Raw genomic sequence first — 23843 nt, 5'->3', positions numbered from 1 at the left:
CTTCTTGGATCTCTTTAAAACCTTTAGCATAACGAGACCACATCATCAGAACAGCCACCTTAGACCTCGCAAAAAGTGACGAGAGTGATAGCCGTCGTAGGGACAAGTTTGGTTTCGACCACTCCATAAATCGTCAACAGCACGCTGCTCTCCTGTCGTAGATGGCATCGCGCAACAGCTGCTCGACCTGCCGAAGATGATGTTCAACCGTGAATTGCTCTTGAATGCGCCGGCGTCCGCAGGCACCCAACTCTGCCGCCAACGCAGGATCCAACAGCAGCAAGCTCATCGCATGTGCCATGGCGCACTCATCTCCTTCATCCACCAGCAACCCTGTCTGGTTCTCCAGCACCACCTCAGGAATGCCCGCATGACGCGTCGCAACAACGGGCAAACCACTGAGTTGAGCCTCCATCACTGCCACGGGACTGCCCTCGCTGTCACCATCCGGGGCCACCTTCGAATGCTGAACGAATCCTCGGACCTGCCGCATCAGTTCCGCCACACGAACTTGAGAGCAAACACCCAGAAAGCGAACCCTCTCCTGAAGGCCAAGTTCAATCACCAGCGATCGTGCTGAGGGCAACAGTGGTCCGTCACCCACCATCCAGAGTTGGGGCTTGGAGGCAGAAAGCACTGGATCACGGCAAAGCAAGCCAAATGCTCGGAGGGTTTCAAGAGGTCCTTTCTTGGGCACAAAACGCCCCACTGCCAACAGGACAGGGGGGGCCGCAGCCGGGGAGCTGCCCTGAAACAAGGACGCATTGGCGCCAGAGGGACTGATCAGCAGGCGGTCCGCCGGTGCACCCAGCGCTAACAGGGTGTCGGCCATTGGTCTGGATTTGACGATCACACCGGAGGCCATGCTCAGCAGACGTCGATAACGATTCTTGAGAAGCCCCAGTCGAGTCCGTGCAGAAGCATCGGATCCGCGGAAATGCACCACCAGGGGTACGCCCGACCAAACGCAGGCCTCCATCACCCGCACGGCTTCAAAGCCAAACTCAACCATCACCACCTCCGGTTGATGGCGACGGATCAGGGCAAAGGCCACACAGGCTGCAGGCAAGCCAGCCAGATGCAGCCAATTCAAACGCGTGAAAAATTTGCTGATGAAGATGGCACTGCCGTAGGCCAATCGCCAAGGCGCATGCAAGGGAAGGTCATCGCCGAAGTAAGCCGTCAAGTCCAATGACAGCCCGTTGAGATTGGCGCGAATGAACGTTTCACTGACAGCGCGTGCTGTGGGGGCCAAAACAAGCACCCGCTCACGGCAGTTGCTGCGACCGGCGGGGACCTCACTCATAGCTGCGCAGGCAAAGCCAATACCGAACGCCAGTGGGACTCCACCACATCCCAGTCGAGCGTCCGCAACGTTGCCATGGCAGCAACACCGCAACGATGGCGCAGATCTCCATCGAGCATCAGCCGCTGGAGTGCCGCAGCGAAAGCGATCACATCGTCACTGGGCACCACCAGCCCCTGCTGACCATCCCTCACCATCTCCAGCGGACCGGGTGATGCATCACTCACCACCGAGGGCAGTCCTGCCGCCATGGCCTCAAGCAGTGCATTGGGCATTCCTTCAAACCGCGAAGGCAGCGCAAAGATCGACGCGCGGCGCACAAACACCAGCGGATCCGAGCGGAATCCCTCGAAACGGACCATATCCCTGAGCCCCGCAACGCTTGCTAGTTCTTCAAGGGTTTGGCGCTCCGGCCCATCACCCACAAGGGTGACGCACCAACCATCTCGGACCGACGGCGGCAGAGACGCGAAAGCACGGATCAGCACATCCAGACCCTTCTGGGGCACCAGACGAGCCACCGCCAGAATCTCCCGCTGATCGTGACTCGGCTGGTGAGAATCCTGCAGCCTCAAACCACCAGGAAGGGGGTTAGGCAAGAGAGCTAAACGTTTCCATGGTCCCATGGCCTGAAGAGCATCCAGAACCCCCTCCGTATTGGCCGTCACTACATCGGCACGGCGGTAGTAAACGGAGCGCAACCGACTCCAGAGACGATCGAGTTGCTGAAGGCGCGGATCATTGCGTTCAGACACGACGAGATGAATGGGAAGGTCCCAAACCGCAGCCGCGCAAAGGATGTTGGTTTTGGTGAGCAGTGCCAACACACGCTTCGGGCGCTGCTGCTGCAAAAGCACTCGAAGACGTCGGTAGCGCAGACCACCAAGGCCCTCCATACACCATGCGAGCAGGCGAGTCACCCAAGCATCGGCATCAGGCTGAACCTTGTGCTCACACCAACGCCAGGTGAGCTGAAGGCCGGCCAACGTCAGCAAACGGCATAACTTGATCAACTGAGCATTAGTGAAGCGACGCAGCCGCGCGATCAACGAACGATTCTCACCGCCCTCAACATCCGGGCCCAGATCCAAGAGCTCCACACCATCGGGGATCGCATGCTTGATGGGATGGCCATGGCGAAGAGAGAGCACCCGCACCTTGAATCCCTGAACCGCGAAATGCTCCGCAGCGAGCAGGCCTACCTTCTGGGCACCGCCAGCACCGATATGGGGAAGCACAACCCAGAGATCATCCATGGCGCGGTGGGCGCAACGCCTCTAGAAAATCACGCCGCAGGCGTTCAGCGGCATAACGCTGCCGCACCGTTGCCGCCCGAGCGCCCAACCGGCACCGGTACTCCGGATCCATCAGCAACGTTTCGATCGCGTCCACCCAAGCGTCGGTGGTGGCTTGGGGCGGCAAAAGGAGTCCGTTTTCACCATCGCGAATCAGATCCGAAGGCCCAGTGAGGCAGTCGCTAGCAATGCAGGCACAACCGGCTGCCATCGCCTCCAGCAACACATTGGGAAAACCCTCATAGCGCGATGGCAGCACGAACACCGTGGCCCGCGAATACCAACGAGCCATGCTCCCGCTGACGCCCGGCAAGAGCATCCGCTGCTGCAAGTCAAAGTTGTCACCGAGAGCCTGGCGCAAGTCGGCCTGTTGGTCGCGGCCGTGATAGCGACCCGGCGCGAGTCCAAGCAAGGCCAAATGCAGGCTGGGGAACCGCAGCCCCAGCTCAGCGAACACAGGCATCAAACGATCAAATCCCTTCTGATGCGACTTTGTTCCCGCCGCAAGGATCAAGGGAGCATCGGCTGCCAGCCAGTCCTCAGGCGACACCACAGGCTCCCGCTCCGGCAGCGGCCAGCTGACCGGATTGGGCAGCAACCGTTGGCGCGTCACAGCACAGTGATCGCGCAGCCAAACACCGGCGGGGACGGTCTGAACCAGATGCAAATCGGCCCAGGGATAGGTGAGGCGCCGCAACCATCGCCAGAGCAGGGACGGAGGCTTGGCCGGCGGGTAGTTGCGTTCAGAAACCACGGTGCGCAATGGCAGTCCTGCACTGGCCAGCAGCAGTTTCACCGCAGGCAAGGTGGTCACGCCCACCACCACATCACTGCGGTATCGAAGCAACAACTGGCGCAAGGCCAACAGCCGCCAGGGGAAAGCAAACCAGCCCAACCGCTCCAGGGGCACTGACAGCCGGGGCTCCACCCAGCGTTCCACCCCGTCGGGAACTGGATAGGCATCACGCTGGGGACCATGCCGCGTGATTATCAACACCTGCCAACCTTCCTCACGGCACCAGCCGGCCCAGCGGAGCAACACCCGCTCCGCACCACCGAGCTTGAGCGAATCAATGATGAACACCACCCGCAGCACGGCCATCAGCGCAACCCAAGCGATTGCAGAAAGCTCTCGGCTTTGGCGGCTCGTTCCCGACGCAAATCCGAGAAAAACACCCGCTGGACAGGATCAACCAACTGGTGCCTGGACGGACGCGCGCTGGGTTCCGATACCGACCAGCGGCATGCTTGAAGCCTAGCCACTACAGCATCAGCAAAACCTCGATGGTCTTCGTGAGTTTCGCCCGCGATCACGTCGAAGCGATCGGCATGACAGGCTTTGCACAGACGCTCCATTTCATCGACCACGGCATCGAAACGCCGCGGATCGCCGGCATGCCAAGCCATCACCGCGGCAATGGTGAGACAGCCCATGACGCTGCGGGTCATGGATATGGCCGTGACGCGATCAGTGGCGAAAGGGTCGTAGCGCCGGGCGATGACCAGCAGATCGCATGAGGCCCGATTCAAAGCTGCGGTGTCTTTCAGCGCTATCAAGGCACGAAGACGCGTGAGGTGCGCTGAGATCAGCAATTTGGCTCGGTTCTTCCGTTTGGGCTGGAGGCAGCGGAAGGTATCGGGATCGCACTCCAACTCCGCCAAGATCACCTCCAGTCCTTCCACACCCCGGCGCAACGCCGCCACATCCTTGGCATCAATGGCCAGATAGGTGCACACCATCCGGCAGTAGCCCACGAAGTGAATCGGCAAAACCGTGCTGGAGGCCAGTTCATCCAACATCGCCAGCTGATCGATGCGGCTGCCCTGTAAAGACCGGCGGCGCGATAACAGTTGGTGCAGGATTTCGGCTTCACCGTCTTCCTTCCAGACCCGTTCAATCACGCGTCGACCCTCACGATGGTCGCCCTGAGCGAAACGACGCCGGGCCAGATCATTCAGCAAAGTGATGTTGAACGGCTCCCGCACCAGCCAGCGACGCAGGCAACGTTCAGCCCACTGTTGTTGCCCCAAGCTTTCCAGCACGCGCAACTGGGCGAGGCGCAGCTGAGCTGAAAGGTGGGGTCGACCCAGCTGAGTAAGCAAATGGAAATAGCGGGGAGCCTGGGGAGCCAAGGGCTCATCTGGCATCAGGCCGTGCTGACTGAGGCAGTCGAGCATCGCCTGGGTGCGCGTGCGATAGGTATGCAGCTGGGCACGCTCAAGCCGGTGCTCCAGGGACGGCCCCTCCCCTGCCAACGCCTGCTGAATCGCCGCCTCAAAAGCGGACACCTCAGGTTCACAAAGCAGAGCCACATCCCCCTGATCGCACAAGGCGGGGATCGCCGTGGCCACCACTGGGCGACCGGCCGCCAGGTACTCGAAGAATTTCATCGGGTACATATGACGGGTGTAGTCATTGATCTGCAGCGGCAACAACGCCACATCGGCATGGGCGAGGTAAGCGGGGAGACTGGCGTAAGGCCTCGGGCCCAGCTGATGCACATGGGGAAAGCGCTTCCAGGTGCTGACGTCAGTGCTGGGATCGGTCTCCCCCACAGGACCGATGAAGAGATAAGTCCAATGGGGGGTTCGCTCCATCAAGGCCTCGAGCATGGTGAGATCGAGCTTGTAGGCATCGATCGCACCAATGAAGATGAGCACTGGCCCCTTGGTGGCGGGCCAATCCGCTGGTCGGGGCAGGCCGGCATGCAGGGCCTGACCGAAATGGGTGGCATCAGCCACATTGCCAAAACCATGGCTGCCGGCATTCAGAGGCCCGAGCGAGGCCTGCAGTTCCGGCGAGGTGGTGAACAGCGCATTAACCAGAGAGCAGAGATCACGCTCCGCATCCTCCAGAGGCTGCACCGGCATCCCCGGCTGCGCCTGAATGCGATCCACGCAGAGATACACCACGGCATGGAACCGGCTCAAGCGCAAATAATCGCGGGCCTGGGGATTGAACGTCCAAAGCAACGGAAGGCGCAGGTCGAGCAGACAATCGGCCACCAACAGGCTGAGATTGAGACTCCAACGGTTTAGGAGTCCGGCCCAGCCTCGGGTCTGCCCCGGCAGCACCAGAGGCGACATGACCCATACCCCTGGCCTCACCTGACGCGGCCCACGAAATCCCCGACGCAAACGCCTCAAAATCCGACCCGAGTCGGAGCGATCAACCCGTGGAGCACGGACCCCAAGGGAATCCACATAAAGAACGCGATGACCCAGCTCTGCCAGCGCACAGGTCACATGCTGCTTGTTGGTCCAGAGCGGATGGTCCCAGTCCGACGTGGCCAGAAGAACAATGTCGGCCACGACTACCTAAACCGCATCCAACATGGTCATCTCGCGAAAACTTGGTGAAAGCTTCTTGAGAGTTTCAAAGTCTCCCGAAGCAACAATACGGCCCTGGGAAATCTCAAAAATACGATCGCACTTTTTAACCGTTGAAAGGCGGTGCGCGATCACAACCATGGTGCATCGTCTTCCTATCAAGTCGAGGGCATGCATCACATCATGCTCTGTTTTGTTATCCAAAGCACTTGTAGCCTCGTCCAAAACCATGAGTTTGGCTTTTCGATAAAAAGCTCGAGCTAACGCCAAGCGCTGACATTGACCTCCCGAAAGCTTAATGCCATCCTCACCACAGATTGTGTACAAACCGTAGGGCATCTGGGCTGCAAATTCAGAAAACTGAGCGGCTTCTAAAGCCGCCCAAACTTCATTGTCATCGATTGAATCTGGATCCTCGCAAAAGGCAACATTTTCTCTGACGCTTGCATCAAGCAAGCGAATATTTTGGGGAACGAATGCACAATTCGCCTGCCATGCCGGCATTTCCTCCGCAGAGACAGGCACACCGTCGAGCAACAAGCCACCTGTCGAAGGCGTGTAAAGACCAAGCAAAAGATGGGCAATGGTTGTTTTTCCACTCCCTGTGCTGCCAACAAGGGCAATTCGAGAGCCCACAGGAATTGAAAGACTCACATTTTCAAGAACGAGTCGATCACTTTCTTGATAAGAAAAGTTGACTCCACTGAGCTCAATCAACCGACTCGGCATGATGCCGTCCGAAGAGGGAACTCCTGAATCACCAAGAGACAATCGGTTGGGTCTCATCCTGAGCAACTCCAAAGCATCTTTCACCTCAGGAAGCCCACCACGCAACTTATTGACATTGCTAAAAACGGTTTGCAAAGGCGACGTAATACGCAAGAGCACCACCAGAACCGTCGCCAATTCCGGAAGCGCCTCACGCAGACGGTCAGCATCTCCGGAGGAAATCGCAGGGGCAAGTCCCACCACAAAAAGAATTGTGATACCTGCGGGTTCTATGACAAATCGCGGAACCGCAGGCAATAACTTTGAAAGACGATCACTCCTCTTCGCTAGAACTCCTGAGCTAGAGAATCGATTGACAAAATATTCATGCGAAGAATATAATTGTACATCTCTAATCGATCTCATTGACTCAGAAAAGATTAATTTGAGGCGCCTTGAATAACGAATTTTCTGACGCAGAGCCAACCTAAGATAAGGAGTAATTATTCTCGAAGAAAGTGCATAGGCAACAAACAGCAGGACGAAAATAAACAGAGATGTACTGCCAAGCATCAATCCCACTCCGAGAATCAGCGCGGTGACAGACACAAAGCTTGCCGAAATAGCAATCATTGGAGTAATCACAGTTCCTGTCACACGCGACAGAATTCGATTAAAGCGCTCAGACAACAACGCCTTGCGATTAAGCACAAAAAACTCATAACGCTGCAACATCAAATTCCGGTAAACTTTATTCACTAGGTCTGCCCAAATCTCCGCTGTCAATAAAGATTCGAGCAAGGCCACCCCGAAACGAATACCAGATACCAACCAGTAAGCCGCTATCAGCAAGACCACAATCCAGCCGACCTGATCTTGTAAACCTCCGCCAAAAAAACGAATCCCAGGAATCTGGTCACCGAGCTTGGCTCCAGCTAGCAAGCCGACCAAACGCGCCAACAAACCCACCAAAAAAATATCGACCAATCCCTGCAAGAGCGACGCCAACAGGACCAGAGCGAGAAACCGTCGTCTTTCTGGCGCTAGCTCACGAAGCAGAACTTGAAGTTCTCTCCAGGTCTGACTCTGGATGGATCGCTGCAAAGCCTCAATCATTCAGCGATAAACACCACCATCCATCTCCTCTTATCCATAGTCGCAAAAGCTATCGGTGCAGCAGGCCTTTCGGCCAGCCGGGCAACCGATTGACCACTCGCTGGAGTCGATCGATCAGATGCTGCAGTCTCAACCGCCACGTGGGAGAACTGCTGAGGAGAGGCCCCGATACTGCCTCGATTGCATCCAGGTGTGCGAAGGCACCACGCCAGCGCTCGAGCAGCACAGCTTCTGAACACTCGTGAAGCAAGTCCTCCAAATAATCGCTGGAGGGCCGCCAGCGCTGAGGGGATGCAACAGCAGCCTGGATCCGCTCAAGATCGAAACGCAGCCGCCCACAACCGATCTGATGCACGGTGTGACCTGGATCTCCATAGTCCGCCAGGGCGTGATTGAGGCTGCTGAACACAACGCATCCACAGGCCAATGCCTCCAGCGGCGGCAAGCCGAAGCCCTCGGTCACGCCACGTCCGCGCCAGTACTCCGCTGAGTCGTAGAGATACACCGTGGAGCGGTTGAACAGATCCACCAGGTCATCCACCCAGCCCGTCTGAACTTCCACCACAAGGCCCGCCTGTCGCAAGGCTGGCACCAGTTGCCTCAGAACATAAGGACTGCTCTTACGGGCCTGAACCAACACATCGATCGGGCGGCGCTGGCTTACCGCACGGTCGCCACGGTCGAGCCAGGTCTGGTCCAGAGCATTCGGGACCAGGGCAAGGGGGTTGCGGGGAGCTTGGTTGCCCCAATAGCCCAAGGTGTTGCGGCTGACGGCCAAGACAGGAACACCTGGCGGCAAGTCAAAGCCGTAGGCGCTGCTGTGGGCGTGGTACGCAACCCGACGGCCATCTAAGCGACGGATTAAGCCAGGAACATCAAAGCCCCAGCTGACCACCCAGAGAACCTTGGTATCCGGGGGCTCCAGGCGAAGGCAGTCGTCCAGGTACGGATGCTCGGGTGAGCGTTCGCGGTAGGTGACCAGTTCCGTCGGGCACAGATTCGCCACTAGTCGGGCGGTCTGTTGTTCGACGCTGAGCCCTCCACAACGAAAGCGACTGCTGATCCCGGGGACCAGGAAACGAATCAGTTGGGTGGGCACCAGTGAACACTCAAGCGGCTGCGGCCTCGGTGCTGCCTGCCCGCTGACGACGGGTGAGGAAGCCAAACAGCACTTTGCCAATCGCGGCAACAAGATTGCCTTCCAACTCCTTGAACATGTTCATGTTCAGGTGGAAAGCATGATTGGCTTCCTCGACGATGCGGTCGGCCGTTGCCTGATCGATCGGAAGACTATCCATCGCAGCGCGATAATTGGCCTTGAACGCCTTCTCATCGGCGATGTCATCGAAGACGTAGAAACGAAGTCCGTCGTCGCCATCCATGTTCATCGCTTTCTGGGCGATGTTCTTGAGGATCTGACCACCAGAGAGATCACCGAGATAACGGGTGTAGTGATGGCCGACCAAGAGCTCTGGGGACTCCTTCGCTACGGCATGAATCCGTTCAACGTAAGCCGCTGCGGACGGAGAGGGTTGAATCTGCTCTTTCCAACCTGCACCGAAGTAATAGGTGAGGTCCTGCTCGAGAGATTCGCGACGATTGAGCTCTTTCTTGCCAATCGGTCCAACAATCGGATGATCACCCAGCTTGTCGATCTCCTCTTCCATCGCCTCGTAGACGAAGTAGAGGTCTGCAACAAGCTTGCGATAGCTGGATTTGTCGACGACACCCTTCAGGAAGCAGCTCACAAAGCCGGTGTTCTCGGCCATGGTGTGCGACTTTTTCGTGCCTTCACGAATCTGGGCAGCCAGTGCAACGGACATGAATGCTTGTGATTGGACCGATAGGAGGACCCTATAAGCAGTCCACGGAAGGGTGGCCACGAGCGTTGCGAAGGGTTACGCCGCTGTATCGGACGAAGCATTCCGATCAAACAGTTCGAACAGCTCGCGACAAATCTGCTGAAGCTGCTTCACCTGCCGCTGCTGAGGCAGGTGGGGGCCTTCCGGCAACCATTCACCAACCGTGGCGAGGCGCCAGCGTTCACCGTCGTAGGTCATGCCCCGCATCAAGACTCCCAGCAGGCGCAGCTGATCGTCACCACAATCCGTGCTGATGCGCAATTGCATCAGCAAACTGCGGCATTCCAGGCGTGGACTCCAGCCAGGGAAGTGAAACGAGAGGTCCAGCGATTCCGATTCACTCCACTGCCGGGTCTGCGGGTCGTCCCGCCAGGGGCTGAGGTTGGCCTGTGCAGCGGGAAACTGGCGACGAACAAGCGTGATCGTGGATGCCAGCGCTCGCATCCGGGCCACGCTGTGTACCGATTCGCCCGCGTTCACTGCAACCTCGTCATTCCGCACAGTGTGGGGGGAGATGCAAAAGGTCGCCGTTACGGTTGAGCGAGGTTCACGAAACCATGACGCAACCGCTGCACCTGGGCCTGCTGGGCGCCATGCCGGAAGAGATCGGCTCTGATCTAAGCCACCTCACGGATCTGAGCTGCAGCGACCATGGCGACCTGAGAATCCACAGGGGATCGTGGAACGACACGGTGCGCCTCAGCCTGGCCTGGAGCGGCTGGGGGAAGGTGAGCGCTGCGCGGGCCGCCACTCGCCTGCTCGCCAGCGATCCCAGCATCGATCTGCTGGTGTTCACCGGCGTTGCCGGGGCTGCGGATCCGGCCCTGAGTCAATGGGATGTTGTGTTGGCTGATGCCGTGGTGCAGCACGACATGGATGCCCGGCCACTGTTCCCACGCTTCACGCTGCCAGCACTGAACCAGGACCGGCTCCAACCGCAGCCACCTTGGTTCAACTGGGCCAAGACCGCTCTGATGGAGGCTCACAATGCAGGCGACCTGGACGGGTTCGCACGGCCCAGGAGCGGTCTGATCGCCACGGGGGATCGCTTCATCGGAGATCCAGCGGTGCTGCAGGCGCTGCGGGATGCCCTGCCCGACCTGCAGGCCGTTGAGATGGAAGGTGCTGCTGTCGCGCAGGTGGCCGAGCAGGAAGGTGTGCCTTGGCTGGTGCTGCGGGTGATTTCCGATGGTGCCGACGAAACGGCCTCCCAAAGCTTCGAAGACTTCGTCAAACGCTACGAACGACAGGCCTGGCGGCTGATTGAGGCCCTGCTGCAGCACTGCAACAACACGCCCCGATAGTGCGCATGATGCCCCTGCTGAACCGCGTGCTGCGCTATGGCCTGGTGGGGGGCACGGCCGCAGCTGTTCACATCAGCGTGCTGCTGCTTCTGGGCCCGTGGATGAGCCTGAGCCTGGCCAACCCCATTGCCTTCCTGGCCGCCTCCGTGGCGAGCTATTTCGGCCATTCCCTGTTGACGTTCCGGAAAGAGACGGGGGGACGCCAGTTCGCCCGTCGCTGGCTTTTGCTGCAGTACGTGGTCAACCTCAGCGTGTGCGCCCTCCTACCGCTACTCCAGGCCCCGACCCTTGTGCTGGTGTTCACCCCCACGCTGCTGAATGTCGTGATCTGGAGCCGAGCGGCCCTGTTCAGTGCCAAGGCCCGCAAGAAGGAATGGACATCAGCGCAACAACTCTGATCCCTGATGCACGGCTCGGACGAAATAGTGCGGCCGCCGTTTGACGTCGATGTAGATCCGACCGATGTAATCACCCAGCACGCCGATGCCGATCAGTTGAATGCCGCCGAGGAACAAAACTGCCCCCATTAATGAGGCATAACCCGGAACATCCCTGCCAAAGAGAAGTGTGCGAAGTGCGATCACGAAGGCATAGAGAAGACTGAAACTGGAGACCATCAGACCCAGCCCCGTCCAGACCCTGAGAGGCAGAACTGAAAACGAGAAAATTCCGTCGATGGCATAACCAAACAACTTGAGGGGACTCCAGGACGTGGACCCTGCTTCCCGTTTGACCCGTTGGTAGGGCAGTGCGACTGCTCGATAGCCAGTCCACGGCATGAGCCCTTTGAAAAAACGACTGGATTCGCGCATCGACGTGATCGCCTTCACAGCGGCTGCGTCAAGAAGAATCAACTGATCACCAGCCCCTTCCCGGAGCTGAATGGAATCCACCATCTTGTTGAACACCCGGTAGAACCACGAGGCACTCAGCACCTTCAGACGCGACTCCTGATCACGGTCATCACGCACCGCCGACACCACCTCGGCCCCAGCGCGCCATTCCGCCACCATCGCCTCGATCAACTCAGGCGGATGCTGAAGATCGGAGTCGATCAGCACAGCCGCAGCACAGCGTTCACGCACGTGATCCAGTCCCGCGAGCATGGCGGCCTCCTTGCCGAAGTTGCGGGTGAGTTCCAGCAGGGTCACCGGAACCAACAGGCCCTGACTGCGGCGCTGTGTCATGAAATCGCGGATCTGTTGAACGGTGGCATCCCTGGAGCCATCGTCGATCAACACCAGATGGTCCACACCAGGGACAACCAGAACCCGCTCGATGAAGCGGGTGATCACAGCTTCTTCGTTGAAGCAGGCCGCCACCACCCACACCTGCTCGCTGGCCATTGATGCGCGGTCTGCACTGTTTGAAACCGTAGGGCTCCCGGCTCAGTCATAGGCTCGGCCTGCTGACGCCCGACCAACCGCCATGGCCCAGTTCGAGAAGCTCACCGCCCCCAGCCAGGGCACACCGATCCGCTTCGAGAACGGTCAGCCCGTGGTGGCCGACAACCCGATCATCCCCTTCATCCGGGGCGATGGCACCGGGGTGGACATCTGGCCCGCCACCCAGAAAGTGTTGGATGCGGCTGTGGCCAAGGCCTACGGCGGCAGCAAGAGCATCGAATGGTTCAAGGTGTACGCCGGCGATGAGGCCTGCGACCTCTACGGCACCTACCAGTACCTGCCGGAGGACACCCTCGAGGCGATCCGCGCCTACGGCGTGGCCATCAAAGGCCCCCTCACCACTCCGGTGGGTGGCGGCATCCGGTCGCTGAACGTGGCCCTGCGCCAGATCTTTGATCTGTATTCCTGCGTGCGCCCCTGCCGTTACTACGAGGGCACCCCAAGCCCCCACAAACGTCCCCAGGATCTGGACGTGATCGTCTACCGGGAGAACACCGAAGACATCTACATGGGGGTGGAATGGGAAGCCGATGACGCCGTTGGCCAGGAGCTGCGCAAGCACCTCAACGAGGTGGTCATCCCCGCCAACGGCAAGCTGGGCAAGCGTCAGATCCCCGAGGGTTCCGGCATCGGCATCAAGCCGGTGAGCAAAGCCGGCAGCCAGCGCCACATCCGCAAGGCGATCCAGCACGCCCTGCGTCTTCAGGGCGACAAGCGCCATGTGACCCTGGTGCACAAGGGCAACATTATGAAGTTCACGGAAGGAGCCTTCCGCGACTGGGGCTACGAGCTGGCCACCACAGAATTCCGCGACGTGTGCATCACTGAGCGGGAAAGCTGGATTCTCGGCAACCTCGAGAAGGATCCCAACCTGAGCGTGCAGGCCAACGCCCGGATGATCGAGCCTGGCTACGACAGCCTGACCCCGGAGAAAAAGGCTGAAATTGATGCCGAGGTGCAGGCGGTGATCGACGCCATCGGTAGCAGCCACGGTGGCGGCAAGTGGAAGGAGATGGTGCTGGTGGATGACCGCATCGCCGACAGCATTTTCCAGCAGATCCAGACCCGCCCCCAGGAGTATTCGATCCTCGCCACGCTCAATCTCAACGGCGATTACATCTCCGACGCCGCCGCTGCGATGGTCGGTGGCTTGGGCATGGCCCCCGGCGCCAACATCGGCGAGAACGCCGCCATCTTCGAAGCCACCCACGGCACCGCCCCGAAACACGCTGGCCTCGACCGGATCAACCCAGGCTCAGTGATCCTCAGCGGCGTGATGATGCTGGAGTTCCTCGGCTGGCAGGAAGCTGCGGATCTGGTGACCAAGGGTCTCAGTGCCGCCATCGCGGACAAGCAGGTCACCTACGACCTGGCCCGACTGATGGAGCCCCAAGTGGATCCAGTGAGCTGCAGCGGTTTTGCCGACGCGGTCATCCAGCGCTTCTGATCACCAGAGCTGCCATTCACGCCAGACTCAGGCGATGGCCTCTCCCACCCAGCTCCCCGGGCTTCCCGCCGGCGCAGCAGACCCCTGCGTGCACTGCGGCTTCTGCCTTCCCACCTGTGCCAGCTATCGCGTGCTGGCCAGCGAGATGGACTCGCCCCGCGGCCGTATTCACGCGCTACGGGCGATAGAAGCCGGTGACCTGGAGCTGGATGCCACGGTGGCCAGCCATTTCGACACCTGCCTGGGCTGTTACGCCTGTGTTTCGGCGTGTCCTTCAGGAGTCCGCTACGACCAGCTGATCGAAGCCACCCGCCCCAAGCTCAATCAGGCCAACCAGCGCAGCAGTTGGCAAACCAGCTTCCGCAAGCTGCTGCTGCAGGTGCTGCCCTACCCCAAGCGCCTGAGGGCCCTGCTGCAACCCCTGCGGGCCTATGCCGGCACACCGCTGCAACAGCTGGCCCGCCGCTCCGGGCTCACCCGTCTGTTCGGGCCGGAAATCGAAGCGATGGAGCAGCTGCTGCCGCCCCTGGTGCCGGAGAGCTTCAGCGACCGACTGCCCCAGATCAATCCCGCCTCCGGCAAACGCCGCGGCCGCGTGGCGCTGTTGCTGGGCTGCGTGCAGCGCTGCTTCGATCCCAGCGTCAGCACCGCAACGGTGAAGGTGCTGCAAGCCAACGGATTTGAGGTGGTGATTCCGCCAGGCCAGGGATGCTGCGGGGCGGTGAGCCATCACCAGGGGGAGCTGGAACTCACGCGCCAATTGGCGACGGATCTGATTCGGAGCATGAATGCCGTTAAGGGAGATCTGGATGCGGTGCTGGTGGCCGCTTCGGGCTGCGGCCACACGATGAAGGCCTACGGCGAGCTCCTGAACGGGAAAGCTGCCTTCCGCGCTCCGGTGTTGGATGTGCAGGAATTCCTGGCGGACCGCGGCCTCCTGGAGACATTCCGCACCCAACTGCAACCACTTCCCGGCGTCGTGGCCATGCATGACGCCTGCCACATGATTCACGGCCAGGGAATCCAGGCCCAGCCCCGTCAGCTGCTGCGGGCCATCCCCAACCTTCAGCTGCGGGAAGCAACCGAAGCGGGGGTGTGCTGCGGCAGCGCCGGCATCTACAACCTGGTGCAGCCGGAGGAAGCCGCCAAACTGGGCCGGATCAAGGCCGACGACCTCAGCGGCACCGGTGCTGAACTGGTAGCCAGCGCCAACATCGGTTGCACCCTGCAACTGCGGCGGCACCTGGGCGATCGGGCCCGGGTGCAACACCCGATGGAACTACTGGCCGCCTCAGCCGGCCTCCATCCGCTGCCAGGCCTCCCGCAGGGTGCCGGCATCGCCGAGATTGCCGGGGAAGGTGAGAATCGGCAGTCCGCTGCAGGGCCCCGCTGACGGACGCACCAGCGACAAACCCGGCAGCAGCTGCCCTTCCAGCTGTACCGACTCAAGGGCCAGACCCCGAGCCAGCAGCGTCTGGCTGGTGATGCCGCCTTTGCTGATCAAGTAGCCCAGATCAGGCGCGAGAGCTGCCGCCAATCGACCCATCAACTCGGCCAGAGCGCAGGACAAGCGCCGGCCCTCATGCTCGGAGGCGCAACGCAGCTCACCGCGGCTGGTGAACAGCACCGGCGTCAGACCTCGATCAAGCAGCGCCCGCAGCTGCTGCAACCAGACCCGCTCTAAATCCGCCAGCAACAGGTCGGGTGTCGGCCCCTCCAGCACCCGGGCGATGCGCGGCACCGGCAGTTCAACACCTTGGCAACCCGATTCCTGCAGCAACAGCTCCAGCTGCTGATCCGCCAAGGGCACATGGGAGCCCACCATCACCAGGCCCGGCAGAGGCGTTCCATCGTCAGCCAACCGTCGCAACCCCGCTAAGCCCTTGGGATCAAGCGGCGGCGGGCCTGGATCCGCCAGGGCCTTCACCATGCTGGCGGCGGAACGGAACAGAAAGCGTTTCTGCCCTTGCAGGGCGCGCACCGCTGCGGCCAGAGCGGTGAGCTGCTCCTGCCGCTCGGCATCCACCACCACAGATGCATTGCCCTGGAGCCCACGCAGACGCTCGATCAACAGCGGCAGCCCAGCAGCGCAGGCAGCATCGAGCTCCCGGCCACTGATCAGCTGCACCGACGCCGCGGCGATGGCCCCGTCGCTCTTCTCCTCCAGCCAGCAGGCGAGATCGCTGTTACTGAAACCGAACAGCCGGTCCTGGGCAAACGGCGTGGTGTGCACCGCTTCCCCGTGGAGGAGATGCACCCCGTTCACGGTGGTGCGACCCCCTTCCAAGAACGCCGGAACATGGAACGTGGCATCAAAAGGCCCGAAGGACGCCTGCAAAACCTCAGGCTCCAGCACCCCATGGCCGCGCAAGGTCGAATCACCACGACTCACCAGCAGCACCTGATCACGCGCCAATCCCTCCCGCTGCAGCGCCTGATCCAAGGCCACCGCAATGCCGCGGTTGCGTTCCGCGGCATCCGTGGGCATCAGCGCCCGGGTGTCGGCCAGCAGAAACAACAGAGGCGACGCATGGCGCAGCCCCCGGCGCAAGGTGTCGACATCCCAGCGCAGCAGCAGCGGGCAACTATGCACCGTCTGCGAGCCGGTGGGATCGTCGTCAATGACCACAACCTTCATGGCACCATCGTGCCGTGAGCCATTCCCCCGCCAGCCGCAATGCCCTGATTGATCTGGTGCGCCAGTGGCACCAGAGCGGCACCCCCTGGAGTCCCAGCGGGCTGGGCACACGCCTGGACTGGGGTCCTCCGCTGGATCCCTGCCATGAGGTGCTCTCCTGCCAGCAGCTCAACAGGGTGATCGACCATGCCGTGGACGATCTGACCATCACGGTGGAAGCCGGCCTGCCATTGCAGGACCTGCAGGATCTGCTGGCGGAGCAGGGGCAATGGCTGCCCATTGACTGGCCCCGGGCCGGCGCTCCCGGAAGCATCGGCGGCCTGGTGGCCCGTGGACTGGCGGGGGGACTGCGGCAGCGCCATCTGGGGGTGCGCGATCAGATCATCGGCATCGGCCTGTTGCGGGCGGATGGCGTCGAAGCCCATGCCGGTGGACGGGTTGTGAAGAACGTGGCGGGCTACGACCTGATGCGGCTGCTCTGCGGCAGCTGGGGCAGCTTGGCGCTGATCACCGAACTCACCCTGCGGCTGCAACCGCTGCGCCCCGCCCGGAGCGGCCTGCTGGTGGAAGGCGACCTGAAGGCCCAGGAGGCCTTTCGTAGCGACCTGCTGCGCTCCAGCCTCACACCGGAACGCTGTGACTGGATCAACGGCGGCGATGGTGCCTGGCGGCTGCGGCTGGTGGTGAGCAGCGTGTCGGAGCAGGCGGTGAACGATCAGCTGAAGCAGCTCGAGGGGTTGGCGCTGAACCAACAGCTCAGCGCCGAACGCCAGGCTTGTTCCGATGCCCTCACCACACCCTTCGATGCCAGCCCCTCTGCGCAGCTGGTGCGGCTGGTGCTACCGCCGGCCCAGTTGCACCGGTTGTTGCGGGATGAGGCGATGAGGGCCCTCAAACCATGGACCTGGGAACTGGCCGCAGGAGCCGGCTGCGGTGATGGCTGGTGCGACGCGGCGACAGCGGATCACCAGCTGGAGGCGCTGCGCCGCAGCGTGATCCGCCTCGGCGGCGAAATCACGCTGTTGAAACGCGCGGCTGGCTCAACCGTGCCGGTCTGGCTTGACCGTCCATCCCGACCGCTAATCGAAGCGGTGAAACGCCAGTTCGACCCCAAGCAGCAGCTCAGCCGCGGCCGTCTGCCGGGGGTGAATCAGGAGACGCTGTAGCGACAGGCCAGGGTCTGCTTCGTCCCGGGCTCGAGCACCAGTTTTCGATCACCACTCACCAGGGCCTGGCGCGGACCGGTCCACGGTTCCAGACAAACCATTGGCCGCGGGGGCTCGGTCCACACCACACTGAGATCCAGCGGTGCCTGATGCTGCAGCTGCAGCGTCACGCCGGTGGCGTCGTCGATCAGGCTGACAGGCCCCGCAGGCCGGCAGAGGAAATCCACCCCTTCGGGCAAGCGCTTGAGCTGATCGGCGGTGGCTGCCTCCACCATCTCCAGATGGTTGAGGCAGCGCTCCGCCAGACCCGTGAGCCGGGTCTGGGCCAGATCGCTCACGTTGAAGTAAGGGTGCAAGCCGAAACTGAACGGCATGGGGGCATCACCGCAGTTGTGCACCGTGGTGGAGATCTCCAAGGCAGAGGCCACCGGGCGCAGCTCCATCTCCAAACGGAAGGGGAAGGGATAGGCCTTCAGCGTTTCGTCGCTGCTGGAGAGGCTGAGGCATACACCGCACTGATCCTCAAGCAACTGGAGCTGCCAGGGAAGATCCCGAGCGAAGCCGTGCTGCTTGAGGGGATGGTCGACGCCATCCACCGGCAGCACATCTCCGGGCAGATTTCCACAGATCGGAAACAACACCGGAATGCCGCCGCGAATGCTTTTGCTGGGATCGGCGTAACGCTCTTGATCGAAATAAAGGATCTCCCGTCCCCCGCAAGACCAACCACTCACCAGACCACCCCGCTCGGGAATGATTCGCAACCGATCACCACTGCTGGGATGCACAAAGTCCCAGTGGGCGTAGGGGGCCGACTGCTGGGTAAGGGTCATGGGCATCCGCCGATGCGGGGTGGCTCATCCATTCACTTAGCCAGCAGATCAACATTTGTCGGTGCAGCAGCCGACTTCAGGCTCTCCATCCATTGCAGCAGCGCCGCATTCACCTGATCCGGCACCTCATCGTGGGGACAGTGTCCGGCCTCCAGAACCACCTCAGTGGTGGCCTCCGGAGCATGGCGCTGGAAGGTGGAGCGGCGACCGGGGGCATTGATCCAAGGATCACGAATGCCCCAAAGCAACAACAGCGGCGCCGTCAGTTCCGCGAAAAGCTCATCGAGGGGCTGACCGCGGGGGATATCGAACACCGTGCGGAACACCCCGAAGGCGCCTGGATCCAGTGAGGGACGCCGAATCGACTCCACCAGCCAATCGTCGACGTTGGTCTTGTCGACGTACACCTGATTGAGGGTGCGGCGGATCGTGGCGGGACGGCGCAGGTTCTCGAACAGCAACCGCTGCAGCACCGGACTCTTCAGCAGGGCCGTGCCGATGCTCTGGCGGGCGATGGCACCCCAGCCTTGCGGCGGTTTCTGCTCATCACTGAAGGGACCGGCGGCATTGAGCAGCACAACTCCCGCACAGTCCGATCCCAACGCGGCCCCAGCAGCAAGGGCCGCAAAACCACCGAGGGAATTGCCGGCGATCACCGTCGGACGGCCAATCCGCTCGCGCACATAGGCCACCAGTTGATCGCGCCACAGGGCTCCCCCGTAATTGAGACCCGCCGGCTTGGCACTTCTGCCGAAGCCCAGCAGATCAATTGCATGCACGGCGTGGGTCTGGGCCAACACGGGAATGTTGTGGCGCCAGTGATCGGTGGATGCTCCGAACCCATGCACCAACAGAAGCGCCGGGCAATCGGTGTTGTCCTGCTCGGGATGCTGCTGCACCGTATGCACGGCGTGGCCGAGATGGCTCCAGGTGACGCGATCCACAGCCGGCTGCGAGGGACGCGATGCTAAGCAGCACTGAAGCGGCCTGGATGGTGAGCTACGAGGTGATGGGCGGACCGCTGGCGGACGCATCCGTCTGGCGCGGAGCTTTGCTCTGGGCCATCGCCCTTTACGTGCCGCTGAGCGCACCGCTCAGCACGTTGGAATCCAGCCTGGAGGAAGGTGGTCTTCCCGAAGCGGTGCGTCAACCGGTGCTGGTGATCAGCAGCCTGCTGCTGGCCCTCGTCGTGGGCATTGTCACCCAGCTCGGATTCAGTTGGGTCCTGGGTCCGAGCTGGGCCTCCAGCCTTGGTGTTGTGGCCGTGGGCTGGAGTGTTCTGATCGTCCTGGCCAATGCCGGAAAAGACGACTGACTCAGGAGGCACCCGCCAGAGGATCGGCAGCAAATTCGTCGGGAACCTGATTGCCGTCTTCAGGGGGCTTGTCTTTGAGGACGATGCGCAGCAGCACTGGCGCCAGGAACGTGGTGCCGATCACCATCAGCAGAATCGCCGCCTCAAGGCCAGGGCTGAGCAGCCCTGAAGCGGTGCCCAGGCCCAGAAAGATCAGGCCAACTTCGCCGCGGGGCATCATTCCCAGCCCCACCACCAGGTTGTTGGTTTTTTCCTTACTGAAGATGGCCCAGCCGGCAGCCACCTTGCCGATGATCGCCACCACAAACAGGAAGGCTGCCACCACCAGGGCGGAACGGGCCCCCGGATCAGAGGGGTTGATCACTGAGAGGTCCATTCCTGCACCCACCAGCACGAAGAAGACGGTGGCGAACAAGCCAACGATGGGGGTTACCGCCGCCTGAATCTCGTGGCGATGCTTGGAGGTGCTGGCGATCAAACCAGCGGCGAAGGCCCCGAGTGCAGCCTCCAGACCAATGGCAGAAGCGACAAAACAACTGACGGCCAGCAGCAAATAGGAGCCGATCAGCTTGGCGCCGGGAGCCTTGAGCTGATCAATCACCCAGTCGAAGGCGGGGGCAGCCTTCTGGCTCAACAACAAGGCCACCACAACAAACAGAACGGCCGCCACCACCAGCTGAACGATGGGTCCGATCTCCAGAGTTCCGCCCGCCGCCAGGGACACCACGATGGCCAGGATGACGATGCCGAGGATGTCATCGAGCACGGCGGCTCCGATCACGATCTGGCCTTCACGGGTGCGCAGATAGCCGAGTTCACCGAAAACACTGGCGGTGATGCCGATGCTGGTGGCCGTCATCGAGGCACCGGCGAAGATGGCCGGGATCGCATCCACGTGGAAGATCGCCATCAAGCCAAGGGTGCCAAGGGCGAAGGGCAGCACCACGCCGACCACAGCGACGCTGAAGGCCTGAGCCCCCACCGCCATCAGTTCCTCCAGCTCACTTTCAAGACCCGTGAGGAAGAGCAGGGAATAAAGCCCCAGCGTGGCCACCGCCTGCAGGGCGCCAAAGCTCTCGTTGTAGAGGGCTGGAATCTCCTCCACCGGCACATGGGAAAGGCCAGCCACCACCTCGGAGAACGCTCCGGAAAGCTGCACTTGAGTCTCCGGCGGCACCAGAAGGTGAAGGCCAGAGGCACCAATCAGCACGCCAGCGAGGAGTTCCCCAAGAATCGTGGGGAGCTCAAAGCGCACCAGCACCTCAGCAAGGGTGCGGGCCGCCACGAAGATCAGCATGAAGCGAAGGACGCCGATCAGCGTTTCCGCCAATTCGAGGTCGTGACTGCTGATTTCGCTCAGCAGGGTGGGCAGCAGCATCAAGCCGGGCATGTCTCACGCCGAACCTTAATGGTGATTCCGCCGCTGAACTGTTCGCTGGATGATCCCGATTGACCGGGAATGCTGTATTAAGCGCTTTTTTTCAGGCAGCCCCAGTTGTGATGGCTACGGTCCGGGTAATTCATTGAGTTGGGCTCCGAGCACCCCTGGCCTGACGGTGATTCCACGCTCCATGGCTCGCTGAACCCCCATGACCACGTCACAACCGTTTGATCTGCGTCTGCCGACCCCCGGCTGTCACAACGACCCAGAACGCGCCGGCCTCGATGCCAAGAGCGTTTTCGACGGCATGACGGAACACCTGTTCTTCACGCTCGGCAAGCTCGCCCCCACCGCTAGCCGCCATGACCTCTACATGGCCCTGAGTTATGCGGTGCGTGATCGGTTGATGATGCGCTACCTGGCCACCACCGAAGCGATGCGGGCCCGCCCGCAGAAATCGGTGGCCTACCTGTCAGCGGAATTTCTGATCGGTCCGCAGCTCCACAGCAACCTGCTGAATCTGGGAATTCAGAAGGAAGCCGAAGAGGCCCTGAAGAATTTCGGCATCGAGTCGTTGCAGCAGATCCTGGATGTGGAGGAGGAACCGGGTCTGGGCAATGGAGGCCTCGGCCGTCTGGCGGCCTGCTACATGGAATCGCTGGCCAGCCTGAAGATCCCGGCCACCGGCTACGGCATCCGCTACGAGTTCGGCATCTTCGATCAGCTGATCCGCGATGGCTGGCAGGTGGAGATCACCGACAAATGGCTCAAGGGCGGCTGGCCCTGGGAACTGCCCCAGCCCGATGAGGCCTGCTTCGTGGGCTTCGGCGGCCGCACCGAGAGCTACATCGACGACAAAGGCAACTACCGCTCCCGCTGGATCCCGGCGGAACACGCCATCGGCATTCCCCATGACGTGCCGGTGCTGGGCTATCGGGTGAACATCTGCGACCGGCTGCGGCTCTGGCGTGCCGATGCCACCGAAAGCTTCGACTTCTATGCCTTCAACATCGGCGACTACTACGGCGCCGTTGAGGAAAAGGTGGGCAGCGAAACCCTCTCCAAGGTGCTGTACCCCAACGACGGCACCGACGAAGGCCGGCGTCTGCGCCTGAAGCAGCAGCATTTCTTCGTCAGCTGCTCGCTGCAGGACATGCTGCGCAGCCTCGACAACCGCGGACTGTCCGTCGAGGACTTCCCCAACTACTGGACGGTTCAGCTCAACGACACCCACCCGGCCATCGCCGTGGCGGAGCTGATGCGACTGCTGATCGACGATCGGCATCTGGAGTGGGACCGGGCCTGGGACATCACCTCCCGCTCCGTGGCCTACACCAACCACACCCTGCTGCCCGAAGCGCTTGAGAAGTGGGACCTCAACCTGTTCAGCAGCCTGCTGCCGCGCCATCTGGAGCTGATCTACGAGATCAACCGACGCTTCCTGCAGCAGGTGAGGCTGCGCTACCCCGGCAACGACGCGATCCAGCGCAAGCTCTCGATCATCGATGAAGAGGGCAGCAAGGCCGTGCGCATGGCCCACCTGGCCACAATCGGTGCCCACCATGTGAACGGTGTGGCTGCGCTGCACTCCGATCTGGTGAAAACCGACCTGCTGCCTGAGTTCGCGGCGCTGTGGCCGGAGAAATTCACCAACGTCACCAATGGCGTCACCCCGCGCCGCTGGGTCGCCCTGGCCAACCCCGAGATGTCAGCCCTGCTGGATCAGCACGTGGGGCCGGACTGGATCTCCAACATGGAGAGCCTGCGCAAGCTGGAGGAGCGGCAGAACGACCAGGGCTTCCTCGAGCTCTGGGGCAACACCAAATTGTCGGTGAAGCGCAAGCTGGCCACCTACATCCACCGCAACACCGGCGTGCTGGTGGACCCCGCCAGCCTGTTCGACGTGCAGGTGAAGCGCATCCACGAGTACAAGCGCCAGCACCTCAACGCCCTGCAGGTGATCACCCAGTACCTGCGGATCAAGAACGGCAAGACCGACGGCATGGCGCCTCGCACCGTGATCTTCGGCGGCAAGGCCGCTCCCGGCTATTACATGGCGAAGCTGATCATCCGCTTCCTCAACGGCATCGCCGACACCATCAATGCCGACCCCGACATGGATGGCCTGCTGCGGGTGGTGTTCCTGCCGGATTACAACGTGAAGCTGGGAGAGCAGGTGTATCCCGCCTCCGACCTCTCCGAACAGATCTCCACGGCCGGCAAGGAAGCCTCCGGCACCGGCAACATGAAGTTCGCCATGAATGGGGCCCTCACCATCGGCACCCTTGATGGGGCCAATGTGGAGATCCGCGAGCTGGTGGGGAGCGACAACTTCTTCCTGTTCGGCAAGACCGTGGAAGAGATCACGGCCCTAAAGCAGGGCGGTTACCGCCCTCGCGATGTGATCGCGGCACTTCCGGAACTGCAGGAGGCCCTGCGGCTGATCGAGATGGGGCACTTCAGCAACGGCGACGGGGAACTGTTCCGCCCTCTGCTCGACAACCTCACCGGCAACGACCCCTTCTATGTGATGGCCGACTACGCCGACTACCTGCGGGCCCAGGAGGCGGTGAGCCGTGCCTGGAGCGATCGGATGCACTGGAATCGGATGTCGCTGCTGAACACGGCCCGCACCGGCTTCTTCTCCTCCGACCGGTCGATCAGCGAGTACTGCAAGAACATCTGGGCCGTGGATCCACTGAACGTGGAGATCACCTGCGACGTGCGCTGAAAACG

20 protein-coding genes are annotated in these 23843 nt (G+C 61.4%); 7 read left to right on the top strand and 13 right to left on the bottom strand.

Annotated features, from left to right (window positions below; translation table 11 throughout):
* Nucleotides 1-133: 133 nt before the first annotated feature.
* The 8 genes from SynM161_RS00845 to SynM161_RS00810 all read right to left on the bottom strand — a co-directional run bounded on the left by SynM161_RS00845 (nucleotide 134) and on the right by SynM161_RS00810 (nucleotide 10097).
* Nucleotides 134-1306, bottom strand: coding sequence for a glycosyltransferase (locus SynM161_RS00845; RefSeq protein WP_186541701.1), 1173 nt, complete (start codon nucleotides 1304-1306; stop codon nucleotides 134-136).
* Nucleotides 1303-2562 (bottom strand): glycosyltransferase, encoded by a 1260-nt coding sequence (locus tag SynM161_RS00840; protein ID WP_186541700.1) that lies wholly within the window; start codon nucleotides 2560-2562, stop codon nucleotides 1303-1305. Before SynM161_RS00840 ends, SynM161_RS00845 begins: the two co-directional genes overlap by 4 nt.
* Nucleotides 2555-3703: a glycosyltransferase gene (locus SynM161_RS00835; protein ID WP_186541699.1), complete on the bottom strand. Its 1149-nt coding sequence runs from the start codon at nucleotides 3701-3703 to the stop codon at nucleotides 2555-2557. Before SynM161_RS00835 ends, SynM161_RS00840 begins: the two co-directional genes overlap by 8 nt.
* Nucleotides 3703-5913 (bottom strand): glycosyltransferase, encoded by a 2211-nt coding sequence (locus SynM161_RS00830; protein WP_186541698.1) that lies wholly within the window; start codon nucleotides 5911-5913, stop codon nucleotides 3703-3705. The genes SynM161_RS00835 and SynM161_RS00830 overlap by 1 nt, the downstream gene beginning before the upstream one ends.
* A gap of 6 nt (nucleotides 5914-5919) precedes the next feature.
* On the bottom strand, nucleotides 5920-7755 hold the full coding sequence (locus SynM161_RS00825; RefSeq protein ID WP_186541697.1) for an ABC transporter ATP-binding protein: 1836 nt from the start codon (nucleotides 7753-7755) through the stop codon (nucleotides 5920-5922).
* 49 nt (nucleotides 7756-7804) lie between these two features.
* Nucleotides 7805-8854, bottom strand: a complete 1050-nt coding sequence (locus SynM161_RS00820) for a glycosyltransferase (RefSeq protein WP_186541696.1) — start codon at nucleotides 8852-8854, stop codon at nucleotides 7805-7807.
* Between the two features lie 10 nt (nucleotides 8855-8864).
* Nucleotides 8865-9578 carry a heme oxygenase (biliverdin-producing) gene (locus SynM161_RS00815; RefSeq protein WP_186541695.1) on the bottom strand — a complete coding sequence of 238 codons (714 nt, stop codon included), beginning with the start codon at nucleotides 9576-9578 and terminating at the stop codon, nucleotides 8865-8867.
* Nucleotides 9579-9653: 75 nt separating this feature from the next.
* Nucleotides 9654-10097 (bottom strand): hypothetical protein, encoded by a 444-nt coding sequence (locus tag SynM161_RS00810; RefSeq protein WP_255441828.1) that lies wholly within the window; start codon nucleotides 10095-10097, stop codon nucleotides 9654-9656.
* 77 nt (nucleotides 10098-10174) lie between these two features.
* On the opposite strand from SynM161_RS00810, the gene SynM161_RS00805 reads away from it, so the two are divergent.
* Complete coding sequence (locus tag SynM161_RS00805; RefSeq protein WP_186541694.1) at nucleotides 10175-10921, top strand: 5'-methylthioadenosine/adenosylhomocysteine nucleosidase; 747 nt, start codon at nucleotides 10175-10177, stop codon at nucleotides 10919-10921.
* A gap of 8 nt (nucleotides 10922-10929) precedes the next feature.
* Entirely contained in the window at nucleotides 10930-11319 is a 390-nt protein-coding gene (locus SynM161_RS00800; protein WP_370593089.1) for a GtrA family protein, read from the top strand.
* Here SynM161_RS00800 and SynM161_RS00795 read toward each other — a convergent pair.
* Complete coding sequence (locus SynM161_RS00795; protein WP_186541693.1) at nucleotides 11302-12267, bottom strand: glycosyltransferase family 2 protein; 966 nt, start codon at nucleotides 12265-12267, stop codon at nucleotides 11302-11304. The two genes, SynM161_RS00800 and SynM161_RS00795, sit on opposite strands and share 18 nt — an antisense overlap.
* A gap of 82 nt (nucleotides 12268-12349) precedes the next feature.
* On the opposite strand from SynM161_RS00795, the gene SynM161_RS00790 reads away from it, so the two are divergent.
* Together SynM161_RS00790 and SynM161_RS00785 are read left to right on the top strand one after the other, a co-directional pair.
* Nucleotides 12350-13774 (top strand): NADP-dependent isocitrate dehydrogenase, encoded by a 1425-nt coding sequence (locus SynM161_RS00790; protein WP_186541692.1) that lies wholly within the window; start codon nucleotides 12350-12352, stop codon nucleotides 13772-13774.
* Between the two features lie 34 nt (nucleotides 13775-13808).
* Nucleotides 13809-15167, top strand: a complete 1359-nt coding sequence (locus SynM161_RS00785; RefSeq protein WP_186541691.1) for a (Fe-S)-binding protein — start codon at nucleotides 13809-13811, stop codon at nucleotides 15165-15167.
* Here SynM161_RS00785 and SynM161_RS00780 read toward each other — a convergent pair.
* Nucleotides 15066-16412 (bottom strand): four-carbon acid sugar kinase family protein, encoded by a 1347-nt coding sequence (locus tag SynM161_RS00780; protein WP_186541690.1) that lies wholly within the window; start codon nucleotides 16410-16412, stop codon nucleotides 15066-15068. The genes SynM161_RS00785 and SynM161_RS00780 overlap by 102 nt on opposite strands.
* A 14-nt stretch (nucleotides 16413-16426) precedes the next feature.
* Between SynM161_RS00780 and SynM161_RS00775 the strand changes: the two genes are divergently transcribed.
* Nucleotides 16427-17578 carry an FAD-binding oxidoreductase gene (locus tag SynM161_RS00775; protein ID WP_186541689.1) on the top strand — a complete coding sequence of 384 codons (1152 nt, stop codon included), beginning with the start codon at nucleotides 16427-16429 and terminating at the stop codon, nucleotides 17576-17578.
* Here the strand turns inward: SynM161_RS00775 and SynM161_RS00770 are convergent.
* Together SynM161_RS00770 and SynM161_RS00765 are read right to left on the bottom strand one after the other, a co-directional pair.
* A complete protein-coding gene (locus tag SynM161_RS00770; protein WP_186541688.1) occupies nucleotides 17563-18417 on the bottom strand; it encodes a galactose mutarotase in 855 nt (284 codons plus the stop codon). The genes SynM161_RS00775 and SynM161_RS00770 overlap by 16 nt on opposite strands.
* Nucleotides 18418-18443: 26 nt before the next feature.
* Nucleotides 18444-19355 carry an alpha/beta fold hydrolase gene (locus tag SynM161_RS00765; protein WP_186541687.1) on the bottom strand — a complete coding sequence of 304 codons (912 nt, stop codon included), beginning with the start codon at nucleotides 19353-19355 and terminating at the stop codon, nucleotides 18444-18446.
* A 20-nt stretch (nucleotides 19356-19375) separates the two neighbouring features.
* Between SynM161_RS00765 and SynM161_RS00760 the strand changes: the two genes are divergently transcribed.
* Complete coding sequence (locus SynM161_RS00760; protein WP_186541686.1) at nucleotides 19376-19726, top strand: hypothetical protein; 351 nt, start codon at nucleotides 19376-19378, stop codon at nucleotides 19724-19726.
* Between the two features lies 1 nt (nucleotide 19727).
* Here SynM161_RS00760 and SynM161_RS00755 read toward each other — a convergent pair whose 3' ends face one another.
* Entirely contained in the window at nucleotides 19728-21104 is a 1377-nt protein-coding gene (locus SynM161_RS00755; protein WP_186541685.1) for a cation:proton antiporter, read from the bottom strand.
* Nucleotides 21105-21315: 211 nt separating this feature from the next.
* Between SynM161_RS00755 and SynM161_RS00750 the strand changes: the two genes are divergently transcribed.
* Nucleotides 21316-23838: a glycogen/starch/alpha-glucan phosphorylase gene (locus tag SynM161_RS00750; protein WP_186541684.1), complete on the top strand. Its 2523-nt coding sequence runs from the start codon at nucleotides 21316-21318 to the stop codon at nucleotides 23836-23838.
* Nucleotides 23839-23843 lie beyond the last annotated feature (5 nt).

Source organism: Synechococcus sp. M16.1, from assembly GCF_014279895.1.
In the GTDB taxonomy this organism is placed as follows: domain Bacteria; phylum Cyanobacteriota; class Cyanobacteriia; order PCC-6307; family Cyanobiaceae; genus Parasynechococcus.
The sequence above is the reverse complement of the archived record's forward strand: the minus strand, read 5'-3'. Positions and strand labels throughout refer to the sequence as shown.